The 25409-nt window shown below is 61.0% G+C and carries 18 protein-coding genes; 1 reads left to right on the forward strand and 17 read right to left on the reverse strand.

Annotated elements, in window-relative coordinates; translation table 11 throughout:
• Window positions 1-50 precede the first annotated feature (50 nt).
• The 17 genes from F8N62_RS19375 to F8N62_RS19465 all read right to left on the reverse strand — a co-directional run bounded on the left by F8N62_RS19375 (window position 51) and on the right by F8N62_RS19465 (window position 24236).
• A complete protein-coding gene (locus tag F8N62_RS19375; RefSeq protein WP_150712182.1) occupies window positions 51-2984 on the reverse strand; it encodes a glycosyltransferase family 2 protein in 2934 nt (977 codons plus the stop codon).
• A 55-nt stretch (window positions 2985-3039) separates the two neighbouring features.
• Window positions 3040-3768, reverse strand: a complete 729-nt coding sequence (locus F8N62_RS19380; protein WP_150712183.1) for a cephalosporin hydroxylase family protein — start codon at window positions 3766-3768, stop codon at window positions 3040-3042.
• Between the two features lie 30 nt (window positions 3769-3798).
• Window positions 3799-4464 carry an acetyltransferase gene (locus tag F8N62_RS19385; RefSeq protein WP_150712184.1) on the reverse strand — a complete coding sequence of 222 codons (666 nt, stop codon included), beginning with the start codon at window positions 4462-4464 and terminating at the stop codon, window positions 3799-3801.
• Window positions 4461-5582, reverse strand: a complete 1122-nt coding sequence (locus F8N62_RS19390; RefSeq protein WP_150712185.1) for a DegT/DnrJ/EryC1/StrS family aminotransferase — start codon at window positions 5580-5582, stop codon at window positions 4461-4463. The genes F8N62_RS19385 and F8N62_RS19390 overlap by 4 nt, the downstream gene beginning before the upstream one ends.
• Window positions 5579-6805 (reverse strand): class I SAM-dependent methyltransferase, encoded by a 1227-nt coding sequence (locus tag F8N62_RS19395; protein WP_150712186.1) that lies wholly within the window; start codon window positions 6803-6805, stop codon window positions 5579-5581. The genes F8N62_RS19390 and F8N62_RS19395 overlap by 4 nt, the downstream gene beginning before the upstream one ends.
• Complete coding sequence (locus F8N62_RS19400) at window positions 6802-7362, reverse strand: dTDP-4-dehydrorhamnose 3,5-epimerase family protein (RefSeq protein WP_150712187.1); 561 nt, start codon at window positions 7360-7362, stop codon at window positions 6802-6804. Before F8N62_RS19400 ends, F8N62_RS19395 begins: the two co-directional genes overlap by 4 nt.
• Window positions 7359-8441 carry a CDP-glucose 4,6-dehydratase gene (gene rfbG, locus F8N62_RS19405; RefSeq protein WP_150712188.1) on the reverse strand — a complete coding sequence of 361 codons (1083 nt, stop codon included), beginning with the start codon at window positions 8439-8441 and terminating at the stop codon, window positions 7359-7361. The genes F8N62_RS19400 and rfbG overlap by 4 nt, the downstream gene beginning before the upstream one ends.
• On the reverse strand, window positions 8423-9196 hold the full coding sequence (rfbF, locus tag F8N62_RS19410) for a glucose-1-phosphate cytidylyltransferase (RefSeq protein WP_150712189.1): 774 nt from the start codon (window positions 9194-9196) through the stop codon (window positions 8423-8425). Before rfbF ends, rfbG begins: the two co-directional genes overlap by 19 nt.
• Window positions 9197-10247: 1051 nt before the next feature.
• Window positions 10248-13826 (reverse strand): glycosyltransferase, encoded by a 3579-nt coding sequence (locus tag F8N62_RS19425; RefSeq protein WP_150712190.1) that lies wholly within the window; start codon window positions 13824-13826, stop codon window positions 10248-10250.
• Window positions 13827-13952: 126 nt separating this feature from the next.
• A complete protein-coding gene (locus F8N62_RS19430; RefSeq protein WP_150712191.1) occupies window positions 13953-15557 on the reverse strand; it encodes a flagellar hook-associated protein 3 in 1605 nt (534 codons plus the stop codon).
• Between the two features lie 13 nt (window positions 15558-15570).
• Complete coding sequence (gene flgK, locus F8N62_RS19435; protein WP_150712192.1) at window positions 15571-17637, reverse strand: flagellar hook-associated protein FlgK; 2067 nt, start codon at window positions 17635-17637, stop codon at window positions 15571-15573.
• A gap of 23 nt (window positions 17638-17660) precedes the next feature.
• Window positions 17661-18965 (reverse strand): flagellar assembly peptidoglycan hydrolase FlgJ, encoded by a 1305-nt coding sequence (gene flgJ, locus F8N62_RS19440; RefSeq protein ID WP_150712193.1) that lies wholly within the window; start codon window positions 18963-18965, stop codon window positions 17661-17663.
• Window positions 18966-18976: 11 nt separating this feature from the next.
• Entirely contained in the window at window positions 18977-20065 is a 1089-nt protein-coding gene (locus tag F8N62_RS19445) for a flagellar basal body P-ring protein FlgI (protein ID WP_150712213.1), read from the reverse strand.
• Between the two features lie 27 nt (window positions 20066-20092).
• Window positions 20093-20788, reverse strand: coding sequence for a flagellar basal body L-ring protein FlgH (flgH, locus tag F8N62_RS19450; RefSeq protein WP_150712194.1), 696 nt, complete (start codon window positions 20786-20788; stop codon window positions 20093-20095).
• 52 nt (window positions 20789-20840) lie between these two features.
• Window positions 20841-21626, reverse strand: coding sequence for a flagellar basal-body rod protein FlgG (gene flgG / locus F8N62_RS19455; protein WP_150712195.1), 786 nt, complete (start codon window positions 21624-21626; stop codon window positions 20841-20843).
• Window positions 21627-21671: 45 nt separating this feature from the next.
• Window positions 21672-22412: a flagellar basal body rod protein FlgF gene (locus F8N62_RS19460; RefSeq protein ID WP_150712196.1), complete on the reverse strand. Its 741-nt coding sequence runs from the start codon at window positions 22410-22412 to the stop codon at window positions 21672-21674.
• Between the two features lie 264 nt (window positions 22413-22676).
• The gene (locus F8N62_RS19465; protein ID WP_150712197.1) at window positions 22677-24236 is read right to left on the reverse strand and encodes a sigma-54-dependent transcriptional regulator; all 1560 of its coding nucleotides are present in this window, start codon (window positions 24234-24236) and stop codon (window positions 22677-22679) included.
• 367 nt (window positions 24237-24603) lie between these two features.
• Here F8N62_RS19465 and phhA point away from each other — a divergent pair, with 367 nt between their 5' ends.
• Window positions 24604-25389: a phenylalanine 4-monooxygenase gene (gene phhA, locus F8N62_RS19470; protein WP_150712198.1), complete on the forward strand. Its 786-nt coding sequence runs from the start codon at window positions 24604-24606 to the stop codon at window positions 25387-25389.
• Window positions 25390-25409: the final 20 nt, after the last annotated feature.

The raw sequence follows: 25409 nt of genomic DNA on the forward strand, positions 1-25409 counted from the left end.
ATCAATTTGGCCTTGAACATGTCGCGTATCCTTTTGGTGGATCAGACTGCTTACGCAAGCAACTGCGCCCAGTTGACCGGGGACGGTTCGCTGAGGGAAAAAACCTTGCCGGTCAGGGCCAGGTTGCTGTTGTAAGACTCGTCGTGGGCAAAGCGCGCCTGCCATTTGTCGCGCAGGGCAGCCACAGCCTGGGAGTCGTCCGGCAAGGTTCCCGGATGGACAATCTGCACTTGCGGCGTCCACACCGTGAGCAACCCGGCGTCGGCCACTTTCAGGCACAGATCGACATCAGCGTAGGCATCATCGAAGTGCTCGCGATCCAGACCGCCGAGGGCGTCGAAGACTTCCTTGCGAATCATCAGGCAGGCACCGCTGACGGCCGCGTAATTCTGTTCGACGAGCAGCCGGCGCATGTAGCCTGAGGCGTCTTTTTTCTCGCCGACGAAGGGCGAAGCAATGCCGCCGTCGAGTCCGAGAATCAGCCCGGCACCGGTCACGCTGCCCGCGCGATCCACCAGCCTGGCCCCGACCACGCCGACTTCGGGACGCTGGGCCTGATTGAGCAAGGCCTCTATCCAGTTCGCGTTGACCACTTCGGCGTCCGCGGCCAGCAGCACCAGGTATTCGCCTTGAGCCTGTTCGGCGGCGAGGTTGATCAGGGCCGATGTGCTCAGGCGCTGTGCAGTCTTGACCAGACGAATCCGGCCCCGGCCATTGCGTTCCAGGCTGTCGAGCCAGGTGTGAAGCTCGGCGGACTGGCTGTGGTTATCGGCAATGACCACTTCGTTGTTTTGATAGCGCGTGCGCTGCAAGACACTGACCAGGCAGCGCTGCAAGTGCTCCAGGTTGTCCTGGCTCGGGATGATGATCGAGACCTTCGGGCGCCCCGCATGGCGGTATTCGATACGCAAACCACCCGATGCTTCGGCGCTGACCTGGGCTTGATAACCACGGGTCGCCAGATGACGGACCAGCGCCTGACGCTCGTGGTCGTGGGCGGTGGGTTCGGGGGCTGCGGTGATCAGCAACGGTTCCGGCAAATGCGCAAAACCGGCCAGGCCGCCGGCTTCGATCATGCGAAGCAGCAGGTCGAACTCGAGCGCCGAGGTGAACTCGCGGGCGAAACCGCCGACGTCCACCAACACTTCGCGGCGAATCAGCCAGTGCCGCGCAACCCATGACGGCAAGCTCTGCAACAGGTCGAGGTTAAAGGCCGGGCGGAACACATCCACCAGAGTGCCATCGGCCTGGCGATGAATCTCGTCCATCGCCACCGCACGGCAACCTTCGGCGTTTTGCAGCTCGAGGCTGGCACGCAGGAAGCCGGCAGCGGTGAACTCGTCGCCCGCCTCGGCCAGCAGCAACCAGTCCGAGGTCGACTGGCGAGCGATCTGGTTCAGCTTGTCGACGTAATTGGCCGCGCTGACCTTGACGAAATGCAGGGTGTTTTGCGCCGTGGTGACCGCCGGCAAATCACCCATGGTGAAGACCACCACCTTGAACGCCCGGAACGCGCTCCCCATCAGGCTATCGAAGGTGACCTGGAGCTTGTCCATGTCGGCGTCCAGATCGAGCAGCAGAATGTCGAACTGAGGGCCGCCCTGATTAGCCGCCAGGTGCTGGTTGATTTTCCGCACCGCGGTGTCGTTCGGTTGCCGGGCTTGCAGCCAGTTGTGCAGACGCCCCGACGGCATGCTGTCGAGCAATTGACGGCTGTCGAAGGTGGGGACGCTGTCCAGACGCTTGACCCAGTCGGTCAGTACCTGGGCGTCGGTGAGCTCATCCATATCCTGCAGCTGCTGCGCCAGTTTTTGCACCACGCGACGGTTGAACGCGCCCAGTTCCACCGCGTCCAGCAGACGGTTTTGAATCGTCGCCGGCGTGTCATTGGGATAAGTGCGTTGCAACGCTTCCTGCTTGAGCAATGCGCCTTCCATTTGCTCGAGTTGCAAGCGCCCTGCCGGCATCGAATGAAGCAGGAATTCGCACTGCGTCAGTTGATCGAAAAAGGCACTGTTATAGAACGGCATTTCAACGTATTGCTGGGCGCCGAAGACACGCTTCGGCCCCTGCGCCGGGTCCGTCCAGTACGACTCGAAAATCGGCTCGATGGTCAGCGCGTTGCGGATCGTCAGGCTCTCGGCGAGGGCAGCGAAACTTTGCAGCGCGACCTGCGCGGTCTGTTGTTCATTCAGGTCACTGATGCCGGTCGGCAACGATGCGAGAAACCCGGCAAAACGTTCGCGTTCGGCCACGGATCGGGCGTCTTTGAAACTCAAGGTCGTCATGATTTCAGTGTTGTGATCCGAGTGGCCATAGTTGACCTCGCGCACCACGTACGGCATCGGCAGAATTCGCGCCTTGGCCCGGGCCAGCATGTAGTAGACATGACCGATCTCCTGCCACTGGAAGATCGTCCCTTCAGGCATCGCGGCATACCAGTCACGCAACAGCGCAGTGCGGTGGACTGCATAGAACGGCGGAATGTACTGACTGGTGTAATCGATCACACGGTCCTGAGCGGACTCGGCGTTGTAGTCCTCCTGCACCTTTTTGTCACGGCGGTAGTACTGCACGTGAGTGGCATGGGTCAGGTACATCAGGCAATAGCCATGGCACAGACCGTAGTCAGGGTTGGCTTCGAGGAAGTTCACCGACTCGGCGAGGGCACCGTGCAACAGGAAATCATCGTCGGCGGCGAAGACCATGTACGGCGTGGTGACCTGCTCGACGCCATACGCCAGTTTGGCCTGAATTCCCCAATAGCCAAATTGCGGCAAGTGTCGATAGTCGATCGAATCTGCGACGCCCGCCACGCCTTCCGCAGCGACGGCCGATGAGTCGAGGACCAGGATCTTGCAAGGCAACGTGCGGTAGAACTGCAGTGCCCTGCGCAGGAACGCCGGGCGATTGTGTGTAATCAGCACCAGAGTGAACAGTTCACCCAGGGACTGCGTATTTTCAGAACCGTAAATGCCTTGCATATCCTTCCCCACCACAGACCGTTTTGCCTGATAAACGCTTGAAAAAAGTTGTCGCTCAACGCACCCGGCGCAGGTAGCCGTCTGGTGCAACAGTGATCAGCAATTTGCTGTGAATCGCCTGATCGATCTCGAAATCGCGGTTCTCTTCAAGGTAGGCCCACACCGCGGTTTTCGGGTTGTCACCCTTGCCCCACGGACGGTCTGGAAACGCGTCTTCGGGCATGTCTTCGACCACGGTGTCCATGACCACGCAGTAACTGCCCACCGACACCATCGGCGCATACAGGCGCAGTTCTTCGAGCACGTGTTCATGGGTGTGATTGGAGTCCAGCACCACCAGCACTTTCTTGCCCTGGATACGCTCGCGCACCTGATCGACGATGGCCGTGTCGATGCTCGAACCCTGAATCATCTGTATGCGTTTGCTCATCGGGTGAGCTTCGATCGCTTCGCGGTTGTGCGGGCGAATGTCGATGTCGACACCCAGCACTTCCCCGTGGCCCATCAGTTCCAGGATCGAGGCGTAAAACACCAGCGAACCGCCGTGGGCGATGCCGGTTTCAACGATCACGTCCGGACGCAGGTTCCAGATTATTTCCTGCATGGCGACCATGTCCTGAGGGAACTGGATGATCGGCCGGCCCATCCAGCTGAAGTTGTAGGTGTACTTGTGTCTGGCCGTGGTGCCGACCCAGCCCAGCGATTCGGCTTGCAACGCCTTGTCTTGCTGCAAGCCTGCGATGTTGTCTTTTACTTCTTCGCGAAACTGCTCATGGGGATTCATTGAAACGCTCCAGAAAAATAGGGAAACGGGTTACTTGAAAACCTTCCCGTCGGGGTAAGGCACCGCGTTGGTCTTGATGATCCTGGCGGGATTGCCCGCCACGACTGAAAAATCCGGTACATCTTTGGTCACGACGGCACCGGCCCCGATGGTGACCCAGCGACCGATGCGCAAACGCGGAAGAATCGTCGCGTTGGTGCCGATGAAGGTCCCGTCGCCGATCTCCACGCAACCGGCAATGCACACGCCTGGCGCCATGAACACCGAGTGGCCGATCTGTCCCTCATGCCCGACCACACTGCCGGCGCTGATACTGGTGTTGTCACCCAGCGTCACTTCGGCTTGCATGATCACGCCCTCTTGCAGGTAACTGCCCTGCCCCATGCGAATCATTGTGAGGTCGATGCCGGGGTGGATGAACTGACCCAGCGTGGCGCCGGCCTCAACCAACTCGCGAGTGGTCTCGTAGCGCAGACGGGTGTTGCCGGTGATCAGGTTGACGAAACGCGCGTTCGGCCCTTTTAGCTCACTGACCAGCGCAGATCCGCCCAGCACCGGCACGCCAAAAAACAACGTGCCGTGTTTGGCCGGATCATTGTCCAGAAACGCGAACTCGACATTCGGCGTGCTGCGTTTCACTGCATGCAACATGCGCACGGCTTCAGGGTTGGCCGCGCCCAGCAAATACAGGTTCACCGCGATACCCTTTGCGCGAGCAAGCCGTGCACGACGTCCACCACACGCTGCTGATCGGCATCGGTCATGTCGTGGTAACTCGGCAGGTTGAACGCGCGCTCCGGCAAGGCAAACGCCACCGGCGTGTCGACCACCTGCTCGCTGAACATCGGCAACGACGACAGTGGCCAGAAGAACACCCGGGCGTCGATATCGGCGGCCTGGAAAGCGCTGATCATTTCGTCGCGATGAATCCCCAGTTCGGCATCGAACACCACCGTGGGCATCCAGTAACCGTTACGCGCGTGTGCCGGCTCGGGGTTCAGCGTAACCCCGGGCAGCGCGGCCAGGGCGCTGGCGTAATTGGCGAAAATCGTCCGTTTGCGTTCGATCAACTCCTCGATCCGCTCGACCTGGGCGCAGCCAACGGCGGCTTGCAGGTTACTCATTTTGTATTTGAAGCCCATGAACTCGGGCCAGAATTGTTTGGTGCTGCCCGCGACTCGGCCGTGGTTGGACAAGGTCAGGACGCGCTCATACAAGGCTTTGTCCGAGGTGACGAAAATCCCGCCCTCCCCGGTGGTCATGGTTTTCGTGCCATGAAATGAAAACGCGCCGAACGCCCCCATAGAGCCGGCGGCCTTGCCGCGCCACTGCGAGCCGATGGCTTCGGCGGCATCTTCGATCACCGGGATACCGTGTTCGCGACCGATCGCCAACAAGGCATCCATGTCGCACAGGTTGCCGTAAAGATGTACGGCGAGAATGGCTTTGGTCCGGGGGGTAATTGCACGCCTGACGAGCTCCGGGTCCAGGCACCAGCTGTCGGGCTGAACATCGACGAACACCGGCGTAGCGCCCAGATAAGTGATGGGTGCCGCCGAAGCAATCCAGTTGGTATTGCCCAGAATCACTTCGTCGCCGGCGCCGATACCCAGCGCCGCCATGCCCATGTGCAGCGCGCCGGTGCAGCTTGAGGTCGCGATGGCATAGGTCGCCCCGAGGTGCTCGGCGAACCCGTGTTCGAAGCGCGTCAGGTATTCGTAACAACGCGCGCCCCAACCGTTCTGCACGGCATCCAGCGCATACCGGGCTTCCAGTTCACCGACGCTCGGTTTGGTGTAATGAATTCTGCTCATTGAATACTCAACTCCGGAACAGCGACGACAAACCGTGCACCCCAGGTTTTGACAAAGGCGAATTGCTCGGTGATTTCAGTCAGCAGGTTCCACGGCAAGACCAGGATGTAGTCAGGTTGCTCGAGGGCGATGCGCTCGGGCGACACCACCGGAATCCGGCTACCGGGCAAGTACTTGCCCTGCTTGTGCGGGTTGGCATCGGCCACCCAGGCCAACAGGTCCGGCTTGACCCCGGCGTAGTTGAGCAAGGTGTTGCCCTTGGCGGCAGCGCCGTAACCGACCACCCGCTTGCCCTCGGCTTTGGCCTTCAGCAGAAAGCGCAGCAGTTCGTGTTTGATCCGCTCCGCAGCCGGCGCGAGGGTCGCGTAGTACTCGGGGGTTTTCACCCCGGCGACAAGTTCGGCTTGCAGTTGCCGGGCGACTGCCGGCTGCACGTCACGACGAATGCCCTCGGCGCGCTGCACGAAAACCCGCAGCGAACCGCCGTGGGTCGACAGCTGACTGACGTCGAATATTTCCAGGCCATTGCGTTCGCACAAGGTCTGCACGGCGGTCAGTGACAAGTAGGAATAGTGTTCGTGATACAGCGTGTCGAACTGCTGCCCGGCCATCAGCGTCAGCAATTGTGGAAACTCGAACGTCGCCACGCCGGTTGGTTTGAGCAAGGTGGCGAAACCACCGAGGAAATCATTGATGTCTGGCACGTGGGCCAGCACGTTGTTGGCGGCCATCAGGTCCGCCGACCAGCCTTCGCTGACCAGTTGCGCAGCGCTGTTGCGACCGAAAAACACCTCGCGGATGTCCAGGCCTTTTTCCCGCGCTGCCTGCGCGGTGCTGCGGGTCGGCTCGACGCCCAGGCACGCAATGCCGCGCCCGGCGACGTACTGCAACAGGTAACCGTCGTTGGCGGCGATTTCCACCACGCGACTGTCGGCGGTCAGGCCGAAGCGCTCGACCATCTCGGCCACATAGCGCTCGGCATGCGCCAGCCAGGTGCTGGAGAACGAACTGAAATACGCATACTCAGCGTCGAACAGGCTGTCGGCGCTGGTGTAATCCTCGGTTTGCACCAGCCAGCACTGCTGACACACGGCGACTTTCAGTGGCACCCATTGCTCGGCCTGCTCCAGCTGGTCGGCGCGTACATAAGCGTTGGACGGCGGCGACGTACCGAGATCGATCAGCGGCAAGGCCAGAGAAGTCCCGCAACCACGGCAGTTCATAAACGCACTCCGGCGAAATGTGGATCGAGCAAGGGATGACTGGCGTCCCTGACTGACAGATTATTGACAGGCAACGGCCAGGCAATCGCCAGCCGTGGATCGTTCACCGACAAGCCGCCCTCGTGCTCCGGCGCGTAATCGGCGCTGTGCAGGTAGAGCAATTCGGCGTCGTCGGTCAGGGTCTGAAAGCCGTGGGCGAAACCGGCGGGGATCAGCAGACTGCGACCGTCGCCGGCCCGCAGGTGTTCGGCGTGCCAGTGCAGGAACGTCTCTGAGTCCGGGCGCAAATCCACCGCCACGTCCCAGACTTCACCGCGCAGGCAGGTGATCAGCTTGGCTTCCGGGGCATTGCCATTCTGGTAATGCAAGCCCCGCACACTGCCGCGTTCGCGGGTGCAGGAATGGTTGATCTGACGGATATGAAACGTTTGGCCGAAGGCGCTGAGGCTGCCTTCGCAGAACAGCCGCGCGAAGTGTCCGCGCTCATCTTCGAAGCGCTTGTGCTGCACGCTGAACAAGCCGTTCAGCGGCAATGCGTTCAACAGAAATTCGCTCACAGCGCGCCTCGGTACAGGTTCAACTGGCTCAATGTGACGGCACGCATGTCGTCGCCGTTTTGCCAGGCCAAGTGCCAATCGAGGGTCTGGGTCAGGCACTGCTGCAACGACCAGCGCGGTTGCCAGGCCAACAGTTGCCGGGCGCGGCTGCTGTCGAGGCGCAACAGACCCGCCTCATGCAAATCACTCGGCTCGATGCGTAAACCGCGCGCTTGTGGCCAGCGGCTGGCAAGCAGTTCGACCACTTCGCCGACGCTGCACATGTCGGCTTCGCTCGGGCCAAAGTTCCACGCACCGGCGAACTCGGGGCCTTTTTCGTAAAGCCCGGCGGCCAGTTGCAGGTAACCGGCCAGCGGCTCCAGCGCGTGCTGCCAAGGGCGCACGGCTTGCGGGTAGCGCAGCGTCACCGGCTCGTCCGCGGACCAGGCTTTCAGCACGTCGGGGATCAAACGTTCCGGGGCAAAATCGCCACCGCCCAGCACGTTGCCGGCACGCGCCGTGGCCAGGGCCAGACCGTGTTCGGCGTGTTTTTCGGCCGGGAAGAACGAGGCGGCGTAAGACTGCGCCAACAACTCGCAGCAGGCTTTGCTGCTGCTGTAGGGATCGTGGCCGCCGAGGGCTTCGTTTTCACGGTACGGCCACAGCCATTCCTGATTGGCGTAGACCTTGTCGGTGGTCACCAGCACGCAGGCGCGCACGCCGCCGACCTGACGGATCGCTTCGAGCAGATTGAGGGTGCCCATGACGTTGCTGGAATAAGTCCCCAGCGGATCGCGATAACCTTCGCGCACCAGCGGTTGGGCCGCCAGGTGCAGGACGATTTCCGGTCGGGTTTCGGCGATCAGTTCCAGCAAGGCGCCGAGGTCACGCAGATCGCCGCGTTGATCGTTGATGCCTTCGTGGACACGCGCGAGTTCGAACAGGCTCGGCTCGGTCGACGGATCAAGGGAAAACCCGCTGACCTCGGCGCCGAGGCTTTGCAGCCACAACGTCAGCCAGCTGCCTTTGAAGCCCGTGTGGCCCGTCAGCAGAACCCGCTTGCCGCGCCAGAAATCCGGGCTCAGTCCCATTGTTTCCATGGGGCCTCCCCGCTCTGCCACAGCTGCTCCAGGTGATTCTTGTCCCGCAGGGTGTCCATCGGATGCCAGAAGCCATCGTGCTGAAAGGCAGCCAAGTCGCCACGGTCGGCGAGGCCGATCAACGGCTCGGATTCCCAGACCGTATCGTCGGCCGTGATCAGCGGCAGAACCTTGGGCGACAACACGAAGAAACCGCCATTGATCCAGCCGCCGTCACCGCGCGGCTTTTCGGTAAAACCGCGGACAAGGTCGCCGTCGCGCTCAAGGGCACCGTAACGACCGGGCGGCTGCACCGCTGTGACCGTGGCGAGCTTGCCGTGGGACAAATGGAAATCCACCAGCGCACCGATGTTCAAATCGGACACGCCGTCGCCGTAGGTGAAACAGAACGCTTCTTCGTTTTCCAGGTAGCGGCCGGCACGACGCAAGCGCCCGCCAGTCATGGTGTCTTCACCGGTATCGATGAGGGTGACGCGCCAGGGCTCGCTGTAGTTCTGGTGAACGTCCATGCGGTTATTGCACATGTCGAACGTGACGTCGGAGGTGTGCAGGAAGTAGTTGGCGAAGAAGTCCTTGATCGCGTAACCCTTGTAGCCCAGGCAAATCACGAAGTCATGAATCCCGTGAGCGGAGTACTGCTTCATGATGTGCCAGAGAATTGGCTTGCCGCCGATTTCAATCATCGGTTTGGGTTTGAGGTGCGACTCCTCACTGATGCGCGTGCCCAGGCCGCCCGCCAAAATAACTGCCTTCATCGTTCCCCCTCTTGTTCGTCACCGGGCTCAGCCAAGCTGTCTGGAGCTTTTGCGGGCCTTCGGGATAAAACCTTGAATGCCGGTCAGGGCGCTTCTGGATTCACCGGAAGTGCTCGTTTTATGGCGATATCGGGGGAGCTTGCAGGAAACGCGCCAGCTCTTTCTCTGTGTTGGGGCGGGGTTTGGGGTTGGGTGTGGGCTTGAGTGAATATCCGTTTCTGCGGTGATGGCGGCTATTGGTTCCGCTCTTACAGCGGGTCACTTTGGAAAAGCCCCAAAGTAACCAAAGGGCTCTTGCCCCACCACTCGGCACCTCGCTTGGGCTCGGTGTGCCCTCACTCCGGCATTGCTCCGCGGGTCGCCGCGAAGGGCCATCCCTGGCCCAGCGCGGCTAAACCGGCATCCTTGCCGGTTTCCCCGCTGCGCAATACCTGCGTTCGGCCAGCGTGGTTTTATGGGGCGCTCAGATCAAAATCAAAAACGAGGCGGCCTGATAGCCGACCTGACGGTTAGTTCGACCAAGTCATCGCAGTTGAACACCAATGCCACGCCCACCACATTTCCCATGTGGGAGCGAGCTTGCTCGCGATAGCGGTTTATCATCCAACATCAATGTCGGCTGACACACCGCTATCGCGAGCAAGCTCGCTCCCACAGGGAAATTGCTCGGTCCAGAGGTTGTGCATGATCAAGGCAGCGCAGCGCGCCCGCTTGAAGCCACGGTCGGCCCGCAGGCCGCCGCGGTTTTGATGTTGATGTTGATGTTGATGTTGAGCGCCCCATAAAACCACGCTGGCCGAACGCAGGCATTGCGTAGCGGGGAAACCGGCAAGGATGCCGGTTTAGCCGCGCTGGGCCAGGGATGGCCCATCGCGGCGACCCGCGGAGCAATGCCGGAGTGAGGGCACACCGAGCCAGAGCGAGGTGCCGAGTGGTGGGGCAAGAGCGCTTTGGTTACTTTCGCGCTTTTCGAAAGTGACTCGCCGTAAGGGCGAAACCAATATCAGCCATCACCCAAAAAATGGATATACACCCAACCGCAAACCCAGAATCAACCAGGCAACCAAGCCTCAGCCCAATAATTCAGGTTATTACCCCGAAGCATATAGTCACGCAGCACTTCCTCACGCAACGCATCCCCCATCCGGTAACTCGCCTCCGGATCAGCCAGGTGCATGCGAATTGCCTCAAGCCATTCCTCGGTACTGTTGCTCACCACCTTGGTACACGGCAGGTAACCGCGATAAGCCTCAGTGTCCGTGCAGATCACCGGATAACCGCACGCGCCATATTCCAGCAGGCGCAAGTTGCTCTTGCAGTCGTTGAAGATGTGAAACTCCAACGGCGCCAACGCCAGATCGAGGTTCAGGCTCGCCAGTTTGCCGGGGTACGCCTGCAGGCCGACGGAGGGATGGAATTCGTGAACGAATGGCTTGAGTGCCGGTGGGCACATCCCGAAGAACACCCATTCCACTTCATCCGCCAGCAAACGAACGACATCGGCAATGATCGCCAGGTCCCCATCGTGACTGGTCCCCCCACCCCAACCGACCCGCGGTTTGCGCGACGTGCGTCGCTGGCTGCTCAACCCGTTCCACAGATACGGAGCGAGCATGTTCGGCACCACGCGAATATCGTCATGCATGCCTTTGAGCGCATCGGCCAGCGGTTGGGTCGACACCACGACCCGGTCGCACAGCCCTATCGCCCGCCGCACGATTTTTTCGACACCGACGATGGCCTTGCGCACGTGAGCATTCTTCTTCGGCACATCGATGACATAGTCATCGAGTTCGAAGATCCGGAACGCCCGCGAGCTGTTCTTCACCCGCTCGACTTCATTCACCGCGCCTTCGCTGTAGCGCCCTTGCAGGATGATGACGTCGGGCGACTGGCGCTCCAGTTCAATGTCCGAAGGCGTATGGAACGCCAGATTACCGAGCACTTGACCCGCCGCTTCCAGCTCGAGAAAGGGTTGGGTGACGCGGTAGTGACCCACTGCGGTCTCGTTGATCGGGATCGCCAGCACCCGCGGCAGCAGGTGACGGGTGAACGGATTCCAGTCGTTCTTGAAGCCGGGTTCCAGGCTGAAGTTATTGGTGTTCAGACTCAGGTTGACGTTATACGCCGGGTCTCTGGCAATGATCGGCAGCCAGCGATGATAAAAACGCTTCTGCTCAGCCACCAGCTCTGACCCCACCGTTCCGCTCGGCGCATCGCCAGCCACCCGGACTGTTTCAGCATAAGGCGTCCAGACCACCAGATAGCCCTTTTGCCTGACGCGCAGGCAGAAGTCCGGGCCGTTGAGCTGTTGCGCAAAAGCATGCTCGTCAAACCCCTGAAGCTCGTCGAATACCTGCTTGCGGACCAGCAGGCATTCAGTGCCCACAGCGCTTAAATTCTGCACCGTCTGCTGGCGCTGCATGTAGCCCGCCGTCGTCACCACTTCCCCGCGCCAAGGCACGCCGACCGGGCCGCGCATGCCCAATATCAGCGCCGAACCTTCGATGCGCCCCTTAGGGCTGACCATGCGGCCGCCGACCACGCCCACTTCCGGACGCAAACCGTGATTGAGCAATTCTGCAAGCCAGTCGCGGTTGACGATCTGGCTATCGGGGCTGAGCAACAGCACATATTCGCCGCGCGCCTGAGCCACGGCGAAGTTCTGCGCCGCCGCCGGGTTATCCGGGTAATCGCAATGCAGCACGCGCAATTTGTCGCCGCCCATTTGCGCCATGGCGGCCAGCCAGTCGCGCATGTCGATCGAGGTGCTGGCGTTGTCGACGATCAATAATTCGTAGTGAGCATAGGCCGTGTGCTCCAGCACACTCTCGACGCAGCGTTGCAGCCGACCGAGCCCGTCGCGCGTCACCACCACAATCGACACCAGCGGCTGAACGTCGTGTTGGTAGTCAATTCGATTGATCAGCGGCACTTTGCCTGGCCGCACCGTGTGCGCGGCACCGATACGATCAAGGTGCGCGGTCAGCACACGGGGGTTTTGTTCGATCACCTGCGGCAGGGCGAGCCATTGCGACAGGCCGAACGCGGACTCGACCAGCACTTGGGCGACATGCTCGACGACGTGCGCACCGTGGTTTTCAACAAGCCGCCAAACCAGGTCGTGGGGGCTGAGCTCGGCGAAGTCCGGATTGAACCCGCCGGCGGCCACAAAGCCTTGACGCTGCAGGGCCAGTGTTCGCCCGACATAGGGATAACTGCGCAACAGGTCCAGATTGAAATCGGACTTGAAAATCGGTTCGACTGACACGTCATTGCGCAGCCCGCCTTCATCGCTGTAGAGGCACAGCGCGTCGGGACTTTCGACCATACGCTCGGCGAGGAGCAGCAAGGCCAGTTCATTCAGTCGATCGCCGGCCCGCAGCAGCCAGAACCAGTGCGCACCGTCCATTTGCATCAGCAGGCCATTGAGCTGCTCAAGGCCATCGCCCTGCAAGGCCACACGGATCACGTTACCCGCCACGCTGTCGGTACGATTGCCACCGGAGAGCACCAGCACGGTTTCGGCGCCGTAGACTTGCCGTTCGATACTCTCCAGCGTGACAGCGAGCGCCGCATCGTCGGCGTCGGCATCAATCACCACGGGAACAATGCGCGGCTGCCATGCCCACGAGGCCAGGCGCGTAGGCAGCAGGCGTTGCTGGGCCGGGTTGAGGGTGCGACAGGCCAGCCATTGCTGATACACGTCGGCAAAGCTGTCACAGTTTTCACCGACCCGCGACTGGATCAGCGTCTGGGTAAAGCCCAATGAACGACTCAGGGCCATCTCATCCCAGGCATAGGGTTCGCCGAGGGCGGCACTGGCCAGATCGATAAAGCGCACATGCCCCGGCGCAGGCGCCGGCTCGCCGCTGCGCACCGCCAGCATCTGGACCAGCCAGCCCAGCTCGACCGCCACGGCCTGCTCGACGTCTGGCTGGTTGCTCAGGCGCGCCGGGTGCAAGCGTTCGAAGCTGAGCACCTGAGCGATGACCGCCAGGTTGCCACGGCGCAACAGACAGACAAACAAGGCGAAATCGAGACGGGCGACAAACCCTTCGCCGACCTGTGTCAGGGCTGGCAGATATTCCAGCACCTGGGAGGTGCGCAGCAGCGCGCCGCTCAGGTTGCTGAGGAAGTTGATGGTCGAGCTTTCCAGCACATCCAGCAGGTCTTCGCCCTTGAACATCGTGTCCCCCGAGGCAATGCTGGCGTTATCCAGCCGCTCGGGAAGCAGCAGGTAGTCGCCGTCGCAATACTGACGCTGGGCAACCACCAGGTTCACATCATCATGGTCGATGAAACCTTGCACTTGACGGGCAATACACTCAGGCAGCAGTTGATCGTCATCGCAGAGAAACTTGAGGTACTCCCCCGTGGCCTGCTCGGCGCAGGCCAGCAGATTTCCCTTGAACCCCAGGCGTTGTTCATTGCGCACATAACGCAGCGTCACGGCTTGCGGCACCGTGCAGGCCTGGACCAGTTCATGGATGTCGTCACTGTCGCTGTCGTCACACACAATCACTTCAAGCGACGTGTAGGTCTGGTTCAGGGCGCTGTGCAGCGCGGCCTGAAAGTACAGTGGGTTGTAGGCGGGAATGGCGATAGTGACAAGAGGAGCTGGTTTCACGGCAGGGAAACTCTCGAGCGGCGGGCGCTCACTCCATCAAGAGTGAAGCAGCCCTGAACCGCTGAAAAAAGACGGTTTGCACTCGGGTGTCCAGAGCCCTCGCGCCAACAGCGCGAAGGCCTTGACTCAGACTTTGTTGAACAGCCCCAACTGAGCGATTTTGCTGAACGCCAGCTGCGACGCCTGCAGCATGGTTTGCTGCAAGGTCAGGCGGGTCATCACCGTGGCCGGATCCGAATCCCGGATCGAGCCCTGGGTCTGCGTGTTGGCCACCACCAGTGCCTCGTTGATATCGGTCTGATTGATCAGCGACGCACCGCGTCCACCCACGGAACTGAGGCCGGAGGTCAACTGGTCGGTGCCGCTGGTCAGGTTACCAACCGCCGAACCCACGGCCGCGTTCAATTTCTGAATGGCGAGCGGGTCGTTGTTGGTCGGCGTCGACAGCGCGGTTTTCAGCTGGCTGACGGTGTCCAGCACGCTCTGCGTCTGGTGAGTGTTGACCGCAACCGAGAACTGGTCGCCGGCAACCATGGTCGGTGCTGGCGTGCCGCTCAGGGTAAAGGCCACGCCCGACGCGGTGGCGACGGAGCCCGCCAGTACGCCGCTGGAAACCGGCTTGCTGTTGGCGGTCAGTGGTGCGGCATACAAATCGAAAGCCGTGGGGCTGGTGAACTTCAGAATTGCCCCGCCTTCCGGGAAGCTGGCGTGGTAGGCCGCACTGTTGGTGATCTCCGTTTGGGTGACCACCTCGTTCGACACGTTGCCCGGTGCGCGCGAAGCGTTGAAGCTGTCCGGCTTGGCCGCCAGGGTGAAGCTGTAGGCATTCGGCGACCCGGCCGGCGGAAACACAGTCCCGGGAACGTCGCCAGACTTCATGTTGATGTTCAACTTCAGGTCGACACCGCGGAAGTTGATGGTCTGCGTCGCCGCACCATTGCTGGAACTGAACACGCCGTTGCCGGTGGCCTCGGACGTCACGTCGGCACCCGACGAGTCCCTGATTTCCATCTGCGTCGGGCTGAGGAAATTCACAGTGTAAGGCTCGCCACCGCGGAATTTGGCGTTGTAGGTCACGTCGGAATTGACCTGACCATTGGACAGCGACACACGACCGCCATCGACGGCAGGCGTAGGCGAGGTCATCGTGGCCTGCGTACGACTGGTGTTGATCGCCTGCTGGAACACCGCCCAACCGGTGCTGTTGGTGGCCATCGACTGGGTATCGCCAATCGGCAGGTCCAGCGTGACCTGGTCACCGTTATAGCTGTAGGTGCCGTCGGAATTGCGCGTGAACGGAATGGTGTCACCCTTGGAACCGGCGAAAATGTACTTGCCGTTCTCGTCCTTGGTGTTCATCAGGCTCAGCAGTTGCTCTTCGATCTGGCTCAGCTCCGAAGCATTGGCCTGGCGGTCGGCATCGGTGTAACCGGCGTTGCCGGCACCCAGGGCCAGTTCCTTGGCGCGTTGCAGCACGTTGCCGATGCTGGTCATCACCGCTTCGGTCTGGCCGAGCGCGTTCTTGATCGTGGTGATGTTGTTCGAAAACTGGTCGAGCATCGAAGCCTGCTGACCCAATTGCAGCAGACGCGAAGCGCCGACCGGATCATCGGCAGCGGTGTTGACGCGAACGAGGCTGCTGGCCTCTTCGCTGCTCTTCACCACGTTGGCGAAATTCTTTTGATAGTTGGCAGCTGAGGACTCGTAAAACTGGGCGGTAGAAATGCGCATGGGCTACGACTCCTTAAAGACTGTTGATCAGTGTGCTGAAAATTGCCTGCGCAGCCTTGATGATCTGCGAAGACGCGGTGTAGTACTGCTGATACTTGACCAGGTTGCCGGTTTCCTCATCGAGGTCGACACCCGAAAGCGAGTCGCGCGCACCCTTGGCATTCGCCAGGATGGCCCCGGTGGCCGCGCTGTCGAGCTTGCCCTGTGCCGCCTTGGAACCCACGCCCTCGACCAGTTTGCCGTAAGCGTCGTTCAGGGAAATGCCCTTGCTGGCGGAACCGGTGTCCACGGTCTGCGCGGTCTGCAAGTCGGCCAGTGCGGTGCCGTTGCGGTTGTCCAGGCTGCCCGGCTGGCTGAGCGTCACGTTGATCCCGGCGCCGCTGCTTGGCGCGCCGGCGATGGTCATGCTGAAGGCCGCGGTGTACTGAGTGGCGGGCGGCGGCGGGATCGGCGCACCCGTCGCATCCTGGAGAGGAATGTTCAGGTTCAGGGTGTTGCTCTCACCCGGCTTGATCGTGCCGCTGCTGATCACCCCACCCTTGGCATCGAGAAACTGGTAGGTCTGGCTGGCGCCGTCGGCGGACACCGCCCCAAACACAACCTTGGCCGGCGTGGAGTTTTTCAGGCCGTTCTGCATCGCGGTGGTGGTGGCCGCGTCGTAGATGTCGAATTTGGTGGTCAGGGTCGGTTGACCGCTGGCCGGAATCGTCAGGGTGCCGTTGCCGCTGCCGCTCGCTGCAATGGCCGCGCCCAGCGGTGCCGCGATGGCCAGACGCTTGGAGTCGGTCATCTCGGTCTTGATATTGGCCGCCGCGTTGCGGGTCGGGGTGATCCTGAAGCTGTCACCGGGCGTGGCGCTGACTGCATTGAACTTCATCTCGACGCCGTCGATGACCGGAGCCGTTGCCGGCGGCGTAGTGCTGTAAGTGCCCAGAGGCGTGTTGTCCGGCAGGCGCTGAATGGTGTAATCGGTGGCGGTAGTGAACGTGATCTTGTAATCGTTGATGGTCAGCTTGCCGGTGTCCTTGATGCTCACATCAAAGTTGCCGGTGCCGACGTTGCTGGTACTGGCCACGCTGCGCTGGGAAATCTGTGCCAACGAATTGATGCTGTTGAACAGGTTCGAACCGAACGCGCCGTTCTTGTCGATGCCCTGGGCCTGAAGGCTGTTCATCTGATCGGCGACGACCAGCGCCACGCGACCCAGTTCGTTCATGGCCGGATCGAGCACGGTGCTGCGATAACGCAGCAGACCACCGATCTCGCCACCGGTCATGATCGAGGTGATGTCGATGGTGCTCGAACCGCGGTTGAGTTGCAGCGACAAGCGACCCGGATCGTCTTTGCCCGGTACCACTTCAAGCTTGCTGGCGCTGTTGCCCATGACCAGCGGCTGACCGCTGCCCAGGTAAATATCGAGGCTGCCTTCACGCTCCACCACTTGCGCACCGGTGAAGGTCGACAGTTGGCGCACGGTTTCATTGCGCGCATCGAGCAGCTCGTTCGGCATGCCGCCGGAGCTGGAAACCTCGGAGATCCGCTGGTTCAACTGCGCGACGGTAGCAGCCAGTTTATTGATCTGGTCCGCCATGTTCGTCAGGTTGCCGTTGATGTTGGCATTCTGTTGCGTCAGCTGCGTGGAGATCGAATTGAAACGGTTGCTCAAGGCCTGCGCATCGCTGAGCAGCAACTGGCGGGACGCGTCGTCACCCGGCTTGGCGTTGACGTTTTGCACCGAGGCGAAAAACTTGGTCAGCGCGCCGTTCAGGCCGGTGCCCGTATCGGAAAGCAGCTTGTCCAGCGGCGTGACCTGATTCAGGTAGGCCGCCGAATCACTGTTGAGCGACGTGGTGGTTTGCAACTGCGCATCGAGGTAGCTGTTGTACACCCGACGCACATCGGCCAGCGTGGTGCCGGTGCCGATAAACACATTGCCGAACTGCTGCGAGGCCTTGGTGCCCTGCACTGTTTGCTGGCGCGAGTAACCGGCCGTGTCGACGTTGGCAATGTTGTTACCGGTGGTCATCAACGAGGATTGACCCGCTTGCAGACCCGACATCCCGATATTGAGCAAACTCATGGTTCAGACCTTAATCCTGGTGCCTATAAAGGCGTGGTGGAAACGCCCGCCGCAGCGTAGTTCTGGTAACTCGTCATCTGCTTGGCTATCTGCGAAATCTTGCTTGCGTAGTCCGGGTCGGTTGCGTAACCGGCCTTCTGCAACTCGCGTACAAACTGTTCTGGGTTATCGGCCGACTTCAGAACATCTTGATAGCGATTGTTCGATTGCAGCAGCGTCACAAGGTCATGAAAGCTGTCCTTGTACGAGTCGTAGGAACGGAACTCGGCCGTCTCCTTGACCATCGCGCCATTCCTGAATTCGCTGGTGATCGCCCGTGCCGAATTACCCTGCCAATTGCTGCTGGCCTTGATGCCGAACAGGTTGTGGCTGCTGCTGCCGTCTTGCTGGCGCATGACCGATTTGCCCCAACCGGTTTCCAGCGCAGCCTGAGCCACGAGGTAGCGCGGATCGACACCAATGCGCTCGGCGGCTTCTTTGGCCATCGGCAGCATGGTGTTGACGAATTCGTCGGCGGAACTGAACGCTTTCTTCGCCGGCGCCAAGGGAATTTGCGCAATCGCACGCCCCTGAATCTGCAGGCTGCCGTTCGATGCCGCCTGGGCATTCGCCAGCCAGTCGCCATTGAACAACGGCCCCGCACCGGTCTGCGTGGTAACGCGCTCTGGCAATCGAGTCTTGTTGATCGTCGCGACGGTCGCCGCAGCCGGGGTCGTCGCCGAAGGCACCAGGCCTGCCAGCAAGCGATCCGCCAGTTTTGGTGGCAATGCCAGCCGCCGCTGATTGATCAGCGCCATGTCATTGCGGTGCGCGCCCTCACCTGCCCCTTGCGGCGCATGGATCGAACGCGAGGCCCACAACGGGCGCTGACCATTGACCCGCGACAGCGGCCCGTCGGTCCCGACCGTGCCCGCCGCCACTGGCGTCTGCGCCGCCGCTTTGGCCGCTTCCTGCTTGGCCGCCGACAACGTTGCCGCTTCGCCCGGCGCCAGTGGTTTGTTTTTCGACATCTGGCGCATCAGCACGTCCGCCAGACCAATACCACCGCCCTCGCGGGACATGGAAACGGCCAACTGCTGATCGTACATTTCCTGATACTGCTTGGCGGCCGGCGTGTTGAGCGGATTGTCCTCGCCCAGGGAATCGGTGGCCTTGCGCATGGACTTGAGCATTTCACCGAGAAACAGCGACTCGAATTCCTGCGCCACTTTGCGCATGTTGGCGTCACTGTCCTTGTCGCCGACCTTGAGCTGGTTCAGCCGGTTCAGGTCCGAATACGAACCCGAATCGCTGCTGCCGACACCCAGGCCACCCTTGCGCATCTCCATGGTCGTCGTCCTCAGATCACGATCAAGTCGGCTTGCAACGCGCCGGCCTGTTTCAAGGCTTCAAGGATCGCCATCAAGTCACCCGGCGCCGCGCCGACCTGGTTCACCGCCCGCACGATCTCGTCGAGGGTGGTGCCCGGGCCGAACTTGAACATCGGCTTGGCTTCCTGTTGCGCGTTGACTCGCGAGCGCGGCACGACGGCGGTCTGACCATTGGACAGAGGGCCGGGCTGGCTGACGATCGGGTCTTCGGTGATGGTCACGGTCAGGCTGCCGTGGGTCACGGCGGCCGGGGACACCTTGACGTTCTGGCCGATCACGATGGTGCCGGTGCGCGAGTTGATGATGACTTTCGCCACTGCCTGACCCGGATCGACTTCAAGGTTTTCCAGGATCGACAGGTAGTCGACGCGCTGGCTCGGATCCAGTGGCGCACTGACGCGAATGGAACCGCCATCGATGGCCTGGGCCACGCCAGGGCCGAGCAGGTCGTTGATCTTGTCGACGATGCGCTTGGCGGTGGTGAAGTCGGAACGGTTGAGGTTCAGCGTCAGGCTGTTGCCCTGATTGAAACCGCTCGGTACCGAGCGCTCCACCGACGCACCGCCGGGGATGCGACCGGCCGACGGAACGTTGACAGTGATCTTCGAGCCGTCACGGCCTTCCGCATCAAAACCGCCGACCACCAGGTTGCCCTGAGCGACCGCGTACACATTGCCGTCGATCCCCTTGAGCGGCGTCAGCAGCAAGGTGCCGCCGCGCAGGCTCTTGGAGTTACCGATGGAGGACACGGTGATGTCGACCTGCTGACCGGGTTTGGCGAAGGCCGGCAAATCGGCACTGATCGACACCGCCGCCACGTTCTTCAACTGCACGTTGCCGGAACCCGCCGGCACCTTGATGCCGAACTGCGAGAGCATGTTGTTGAACGTCTGCAGGGTGAACGGGGTTTGCGTCGTCTGGTCACCGGTGCCGTTAAGCCCGACCACCAGGCCATAACCGATCAATTGGTTGGACCGCACGCCGGAGATGCTGGCGATATCCTTCAGCCGCTCGGCTTGAGCGCTGAAGGCCGCAGACAGCAAAAACGCAGCCACCATCAGGTGTTTGAAAGTCAACGTGGCCACCTAGAAAGGGAACAGCGGGCTGAGGAAGAAACGGTCGAACCAGCCTGGCTGACTCGCATCGGCAAACGCACCGGTGCCCGAGTAGGTAATGCGTGCATCGGCGACGCGGGTCGACGAAACGGTGTTGTCGGTGGAGATGTCATCGGCGCGAACCAGACCGGCAATCCGTACCAGCTCATCGCCGGTATTGAGGGTCAGCCACTTCTCGCCGCGTACGGCGATGATGCCGTTGGGCAGTACATCAGCCACGGTCACGGTGATCGAGCCGGTCAGGCTGTTGCTCTGACCGGACTTGCTGTCGCCCTTGGTGGCGCGGTCGCCTTCGTAACCCACGTCCAGACTCAGACTACCGCTGCCCACCGGATCACTGGTGCTCAAGCCGCCGCCGAAGAACGAGCTCAGGCCGATGTCGGTCTTGCTGTTCTTGCCGATCTGCGAGTTGGCGTTCTTGCTCGCCTGGGTGCGCTCGTTCAGGGTGATGGTGATGATGTCACCGACCCGGAACGCCTTGCGGTCGCTGTACAGGTTCTGTTCAAAACCGGCCTGATAGATCGAGCCGTTATTCGCGGCAGCCGGCAACGGCGTACGCGGCAACACCGGTGCGTAGTAAGGGTCATTCGGCTTGGGCGGCGGGGCGACACAGCCCGCGAGCGCGGTGATCCCACTCAGTGCCAGAACAGATACAAAGCGATTCATGACCCTACCTCACGGTGTTGCAGGCGACCTCATGGCCGCCTCATAGACTTGATTACAGATTCTGCGTTACGAACGAGAGCATCTGGTCGGCGGTGGAGATCACCTTGGAGTTCATCTCGTAGGCGCGCTGAGTGGTGATCATGTTGACCATCTCTTCAACGGTGCTGACGTTGGACGTTTCCAGGGTGTTCTGCAGCGTGGTGCCGAAACCGGCCAGGCCAGGCGTGCCGACTTGCGGCGCGCCACTCGCGGCGGTTTCCAGGAACAGGTTGTTACCCACGGCCTGCAAGCCTGCCGGGTTGATGAAGTCGGCGGTTTGCAGGTTGCCGATCACCTGGGCGGCCGGGTTGCCGGCGATGGTGATGGACACGGTGCCGTCGCGACCGACCGTGAAGGTCTGGGCGTCGTTGGGAATGACAATCGCAGGCTCCAGCGCGAAGCCGCTGGAGTTGACGATCTGACCGTTGGAGTCGAGGTGGAACGTACCGTCACGGGTGTAGGACGTGGTGCCGTCCGGTTGCAGAATCTGGAAGAAGCCGCGACCGTCGATGGCCATGTCCAAAGGTTGCTCGGTGGTTTGCAGACTGCCGGCGTTGAAGTTTTTCTGGGTGCCGACGATGCGCACACCGGTACCCAGTTGCAGGCCCGACGGCAATTCGCTGTCCTGGGTCGACTGGGCGCCTGGCTGGCGTTTGATCTGATAGAGCAAGTCCTGGAACTCGGCGCGGTCACGTTTGAAACCCGTGGTCGACACGTTGGCCAGGTTGTTGGAAATGGTCGTCAGGTTGGTGTCCTGGGCGGACAGACCTGTTTTGGCAACCCATAGAGCCGGAAGCATTCGATTCTCCTCGTGCGCCTGTTTTACGGCGCGACGTTCTGATAATTAGCTGATCTGCAAGACCCGAGCCATGGCCTGGTCATCGTCTTTTGCGGTGTTCATCATCTTGATGTGCAGTTCGAACTGCTTGGCCAGCGCCAGTACCGAGGTCATCTCTTCCACGGCATTGACGTTGCTCGACTCGAGGAAACCGGACACCAGTTTGACGTTGGCATCGGCTTGCGCCGGCTGGCCGTCCTTGGTGTGGATCGAACCGTCCAGGCCTTTGGTCATGTTCTTGAAGTCAGGGTTGACCAGTTTGATGCGATCGACTTCCGCCATCACGCGCGGGCCTTCGCCCATCGCCCGGATGCTCACGGTGCCGTCTTCGCCAATCTCGATCTGCTGCTCGGGCGGCACCGAAATCGGCCCACCATTGCCCATCACCGGCATGCCGTTGCCGGCGCGCAACACGCCCAGGGCGTCAATGTTCAGGCTGCCGGTGCGCACGTAGCTTTCGCCGCCATCGGGATTCTGCACGGCGAGCCAGCCGTTGCCCTGCACCGCGACATCGAGGTCGCGACCGGTCTGCACCAGTGAACCTGCGGAGAAGTCAGTGGCGGGACGCTCGGACATGGCAAACGCACGCGCCGGAAAGCTGTCACCGAACACCGGCATCGAGCGCGCCTGCTCCAGGTCTTTCTGGAAACCGTTGGTGGAGATGTTCGCCAGGTTGTTCGCGTGAGCCTTCTGCGCCAGTGCATTCTGGCTGGCGCCGGTCATTGCCACATAAAGGTACTTGTCCACACTCTTTCCTCTGCCTGCCGGACGTTTGCCGCCCACTGCTGTACTGCTGAGCCATAAGCAATTTGCAGACCAACTTTTTTCTGGCGGCGCGGGGCCCGGCAAACAAAGGACTTGAGGGGTTCAGAGGGGAATGGAAGATTGTGTCGAAGACGAAAAACCGGCGGTGTTATGCCGCTTCGCGGCAAAGATCGCAGCCTGCGGCAGCTCCTGCACAAATACACCGCTGCAAGGTAGGAGCTGCCGCAGGCTGCGATCTCTTGATCTTCAGCTGTTGTCCTTACCAACCTCATACTCACGCAACTTGTTGGCAATGGTGGTATGCGAAACCCCCAGCCGCTTGCCCAACTGCCGGCTACTCGGATGCTCGGAATACAAACGCTCGAGCACCGCTTTCTCAAAGCGCCCGACAATCGCATCCAGCCCGCCTTCCAGCGAAAAATCGCCAAGCGGCTGGCGCACGCCATAGTCCGGCAGGCGAATATGTTCGGCCTTGACCGTCCCGCCCTCGCACAGGGACACCGCCTGAAACAACACGTTTTCCAGCTGCCGGACATTGCCCGGCCAATGGTAATGGCTGAGTCTGTCCATGGCCGCCGGTGCCAGTTTCGGCAAGGGGCAACCGATCTGTCGACTGGCCTGATCGAGGAAGTGCTCCACCAGCGGCGTCAAACCGTCGAGGCATTCGCGCAGCGGCGGGATGTGCAAAGACAGCACGTTCAAACGGTGATACAAATCCTGGCGAAACTCACCCCGGGCACACAACTCCGACAGGTCGACCTGCGTTGCGCAGATCACTCGCACATCCAGATAAACCTCTTCATCACTGCCGACACGCCGGAAGCAACCGTCCTGCAAAAAGCGCAGCAATTTCACCTGCAAGCGCGGGCTCATTTCCCCCACGCCATCAAGAAACAACGTTCCGCCCGCCGTCAGTTCCAACAGCCCGAGCTTGCCTTCGGCGCGGGCACCTTCGAAGGCGCCGGGCCCGTAGCCGAACAACTCGGTCTCGGCCATGGATTCCGGCAGACCGGCGCAGTTAAGCGCCATCAGCGGCGATTGCCCGCGCGGACTGGCCAGGTGACAGGCCCGCGCCAACAACTCCTTGCCGGTTCCGGTTTCGCCTTCGATCAATAGCGGCGCATCCAGCGGCGCCATGCGCCGGGCTTCGCGCACCACCGCCGCCATCACTTTCGAACTCTGGAAGATACTGTCGAACCCGCGCAGCTCCTGTTTGCGCACGTTGTAAATGCGCTCCCCGACCCGATCCGCACGGTGCAGCGTCAATACCGCACCGGCCATGGCCTCGCTGTCGTCGTGCTCCGATTGCAGCGGCGCGATGTCGGCGAGAAAGACATCGCCCTTGACCTTCACGCGCAAGCCGTTGATCCGCGATTTGTTCGCGCGCACCAATTCCGGCAAATCGAAATCCTCGGCATAGCGCGACAACGGAATCCCCGGCACCTCATCGACACGCACCCCGAGCAACTGCGCCGCCGCGCGGTTGGCCGCAACGATTGAGCCGCCCATGTCGATCGACAACACTGGAAACTCCAGGGCGCCGAGCAAGGCATTGAGTTCCATGTGCCGACGCTCGCTGGGCATCAGTCCTACGCGCTTTACGCCGAAGACCCCGGCTATCGACTCGAATTTCGGACGCAACGCCTGGAACTGAATGTTGATCAGGTTCGGACAATGCAGGTAGATCGCGTTGCCATGCTCACCGCCGACTTCGCCACGAGCGACGTTGATGCCGTACTCGACCAGCAGGTTGAGAATGTCGCGCAGAATGCCGATGCGGTTTTGGCAGTGGACTTTGATACGCATATAAAGGCCTGGAAAGCAGTGAGTAGAGTTCAACCCTGTGGGAGCGAGCCTGCTCGCGAAGGCGGCGTGTCAGCCATATCAGTGTCGGCTGACACGCCGCTTCGCGAGCAGGCTCGCTCCCACAGGGTAATTTTTTGCTGACACGCTCAGATAGTCGTCAAGATTATGTGACACCCGCGGGCCTTTTCAAACCCGAAAATCCCAAGCGGTGCGTGATAACGGCGAATACGTAACGAAAACTTTACGAAAGTCGTCGATTTTTCCTACGCGACACGTCGCTCCCCTGCTGCAACGCCGCAATCCTTGAGGTATTTCTAGGTCCATAGCAGCACATAACAAGAACGAAATCCCCAAGCAGGAGAGCAGCATGAAGCAGACGCACTACGTGGCTCGCGAGCCCGATGCGCAAGGTTTTATCGACTACCCCGCCGAGGAACACGCGGTGTGGAACACGCTGATCACTCGCCAGTTGAAAGTGATCGAAGGGCGTGCGTGCCAGGAGTACCTGGACGGTATCGAAAAACTCGGTCTGCCCCACGACCGCATTCCGCAACTCGGCGAAATCAACAAAGTCCTCGGCGAAACCACCGGCTGGCAAGTTGCCCGGGTACCCGCACTGATTCCCTTCCAGACCTTTTTCGAATTGCTGGCGAATAAACAGTTTCCGGTGGCGACGTTTATTCGTACCCGTGAAGAGCTCGACTACCTGCAAGAGCCGGATATTTTCCACGAGATCTTTGGCCATTGCCCACTGCTGACCAACCCGTGGTTCGCGGAATTTACCCACACCTACGGCAAACTCGGCCTACAGGCTACAAAGGAAGAACGCGTTTATCTGGCGCGTCTGTATTGGATGACCATCGAGTTCGGCCTGGTGGACACGCCCGAGGGCCAGCGCATCTACGGCGGCGGCATCCTGTCCTCACCGAAAGAAACTGTTTACTGCCTGTCGGACGAACCCGAGCATCAGGCGTTCGATCCGCTGGAATGCATGCGCACGCCTTACCGCATCGACATCCTGCAACCGCTGTACTTTGTCCTGCCGAACCTCAAGCGCCTGTTCGACCTGGCCCACGAAGACATCATGGGCATGGTCAAGCAAGGCATGCAGCTGGGGTTGCGCGCACCGAAATTTCCACCGAAAGCCGCGTGAGCCGTAGCTTTTAGAATCAA

The organism is Pseudomonas fluorescens, from assembly GCF_902497785.1.
Taxonomy (GTDB): domain Bacteria; phylum Pseudomonadota; class Gammaproteobacteria; order Pseudomonadales; family Pseudomonadaceae; genus Aquipseudomonas; species Aquipseudomonas fluorescens_BO.

Coding starts and splice junctions, on each gene's coding strand:
- F8N62_RS19390 (WP_150712185.1), bottom strand. CDS start 5,582: ATGAGCAGAATTCATTACACCAAACCGAGCGTCGGTGAACTGGAAGCC.
- flgG (WP_150712195.1), bottom strand. CDS start 21,626: ATGCTTCCGGCTCTATGGGTTGCCAAAACAGGTCTGTCCGCCCAGGAC.
- flgH (WP_150712194.1), bottom strand. CDS start 20,788: ATGAATCGCTTTGTATCTGTTCTGGCACTGAGTGGGATCACCGCGCTC.
- rfbF (WP_150712189.1), bottom strand. CDS start 9,196: ATGAAGGCAGTTATTTTGGCGGGCGGCCTGGGCACGCGCATCAGTGAG.
- F8N62_RS19445 (WP_150712213.1), bottom strand. CDS start 20,065: ATGGTGGCTGCGTTTTTGCTGTCTGCGGCCTTCAGCGCTCAAGCCGAG.
- phhA (WP_150712198.1), top strand. CDS start 24,604: ATGAAGCAGACGCACTACGTGGCTCGCGAGCCCGATGCGCAAGGTTTT.
- F8N62_RS19465 (WP_150712197.1), bottom strand. CDS start 24,236: ATGCGTATCAAAGTCCACTGCCAAAACCGCATCGGCATTCTGCGCGAC.
- flgJ (WP_150712193.1), bottom strand. CDS start 18,965: ATGGAGATGCGCAAGGGTGGCCTGGGTGTCGGCAGCAGCGATTCGGGT.
- F8N62_RS19395 (WP_150712186.1), bottom strand. CDS start 6,805: ATGAACTGCCGTGGTTGCGGGACTTCTCTGGCCTTGCCGCTGATCGAT.
- F8N62_RS19380 (WP_150712183.1), bottom strand. CDS start 3,768: ATGAATCCCCATGAGCAGTTTCGCGAAGAAGTAAAAGACAACATCGCA.
- rfbG (WP_150712188.1), bottom strand. CDS start 8,441: ATGGAAACAATGGGACTGAGCCCGGATTTCTGGCGCGGCAAGCGGGTT.
- F8N62_RS19375 (WP_150712182.1), bottom strand. CDS start 2,984: ATGCAAGGCATTTACGGTTCTGAAAATACGCAGTCCCTGGGTGAACTG.
- F8N62_RS19430 (WP_150712191.1), bottom strand. CDS start 15,557: ATGCGCATTTCTACCGCCCAGTTTTACGAGTCCTCAGCTGCCAACTAT.
- flgK (WP_150712192.1), bottom strand. CDS start 17,637: ATGAGTTTGCTCAATATCGGGATGTCGGGTCTGCAAGCGGGTCAATCC.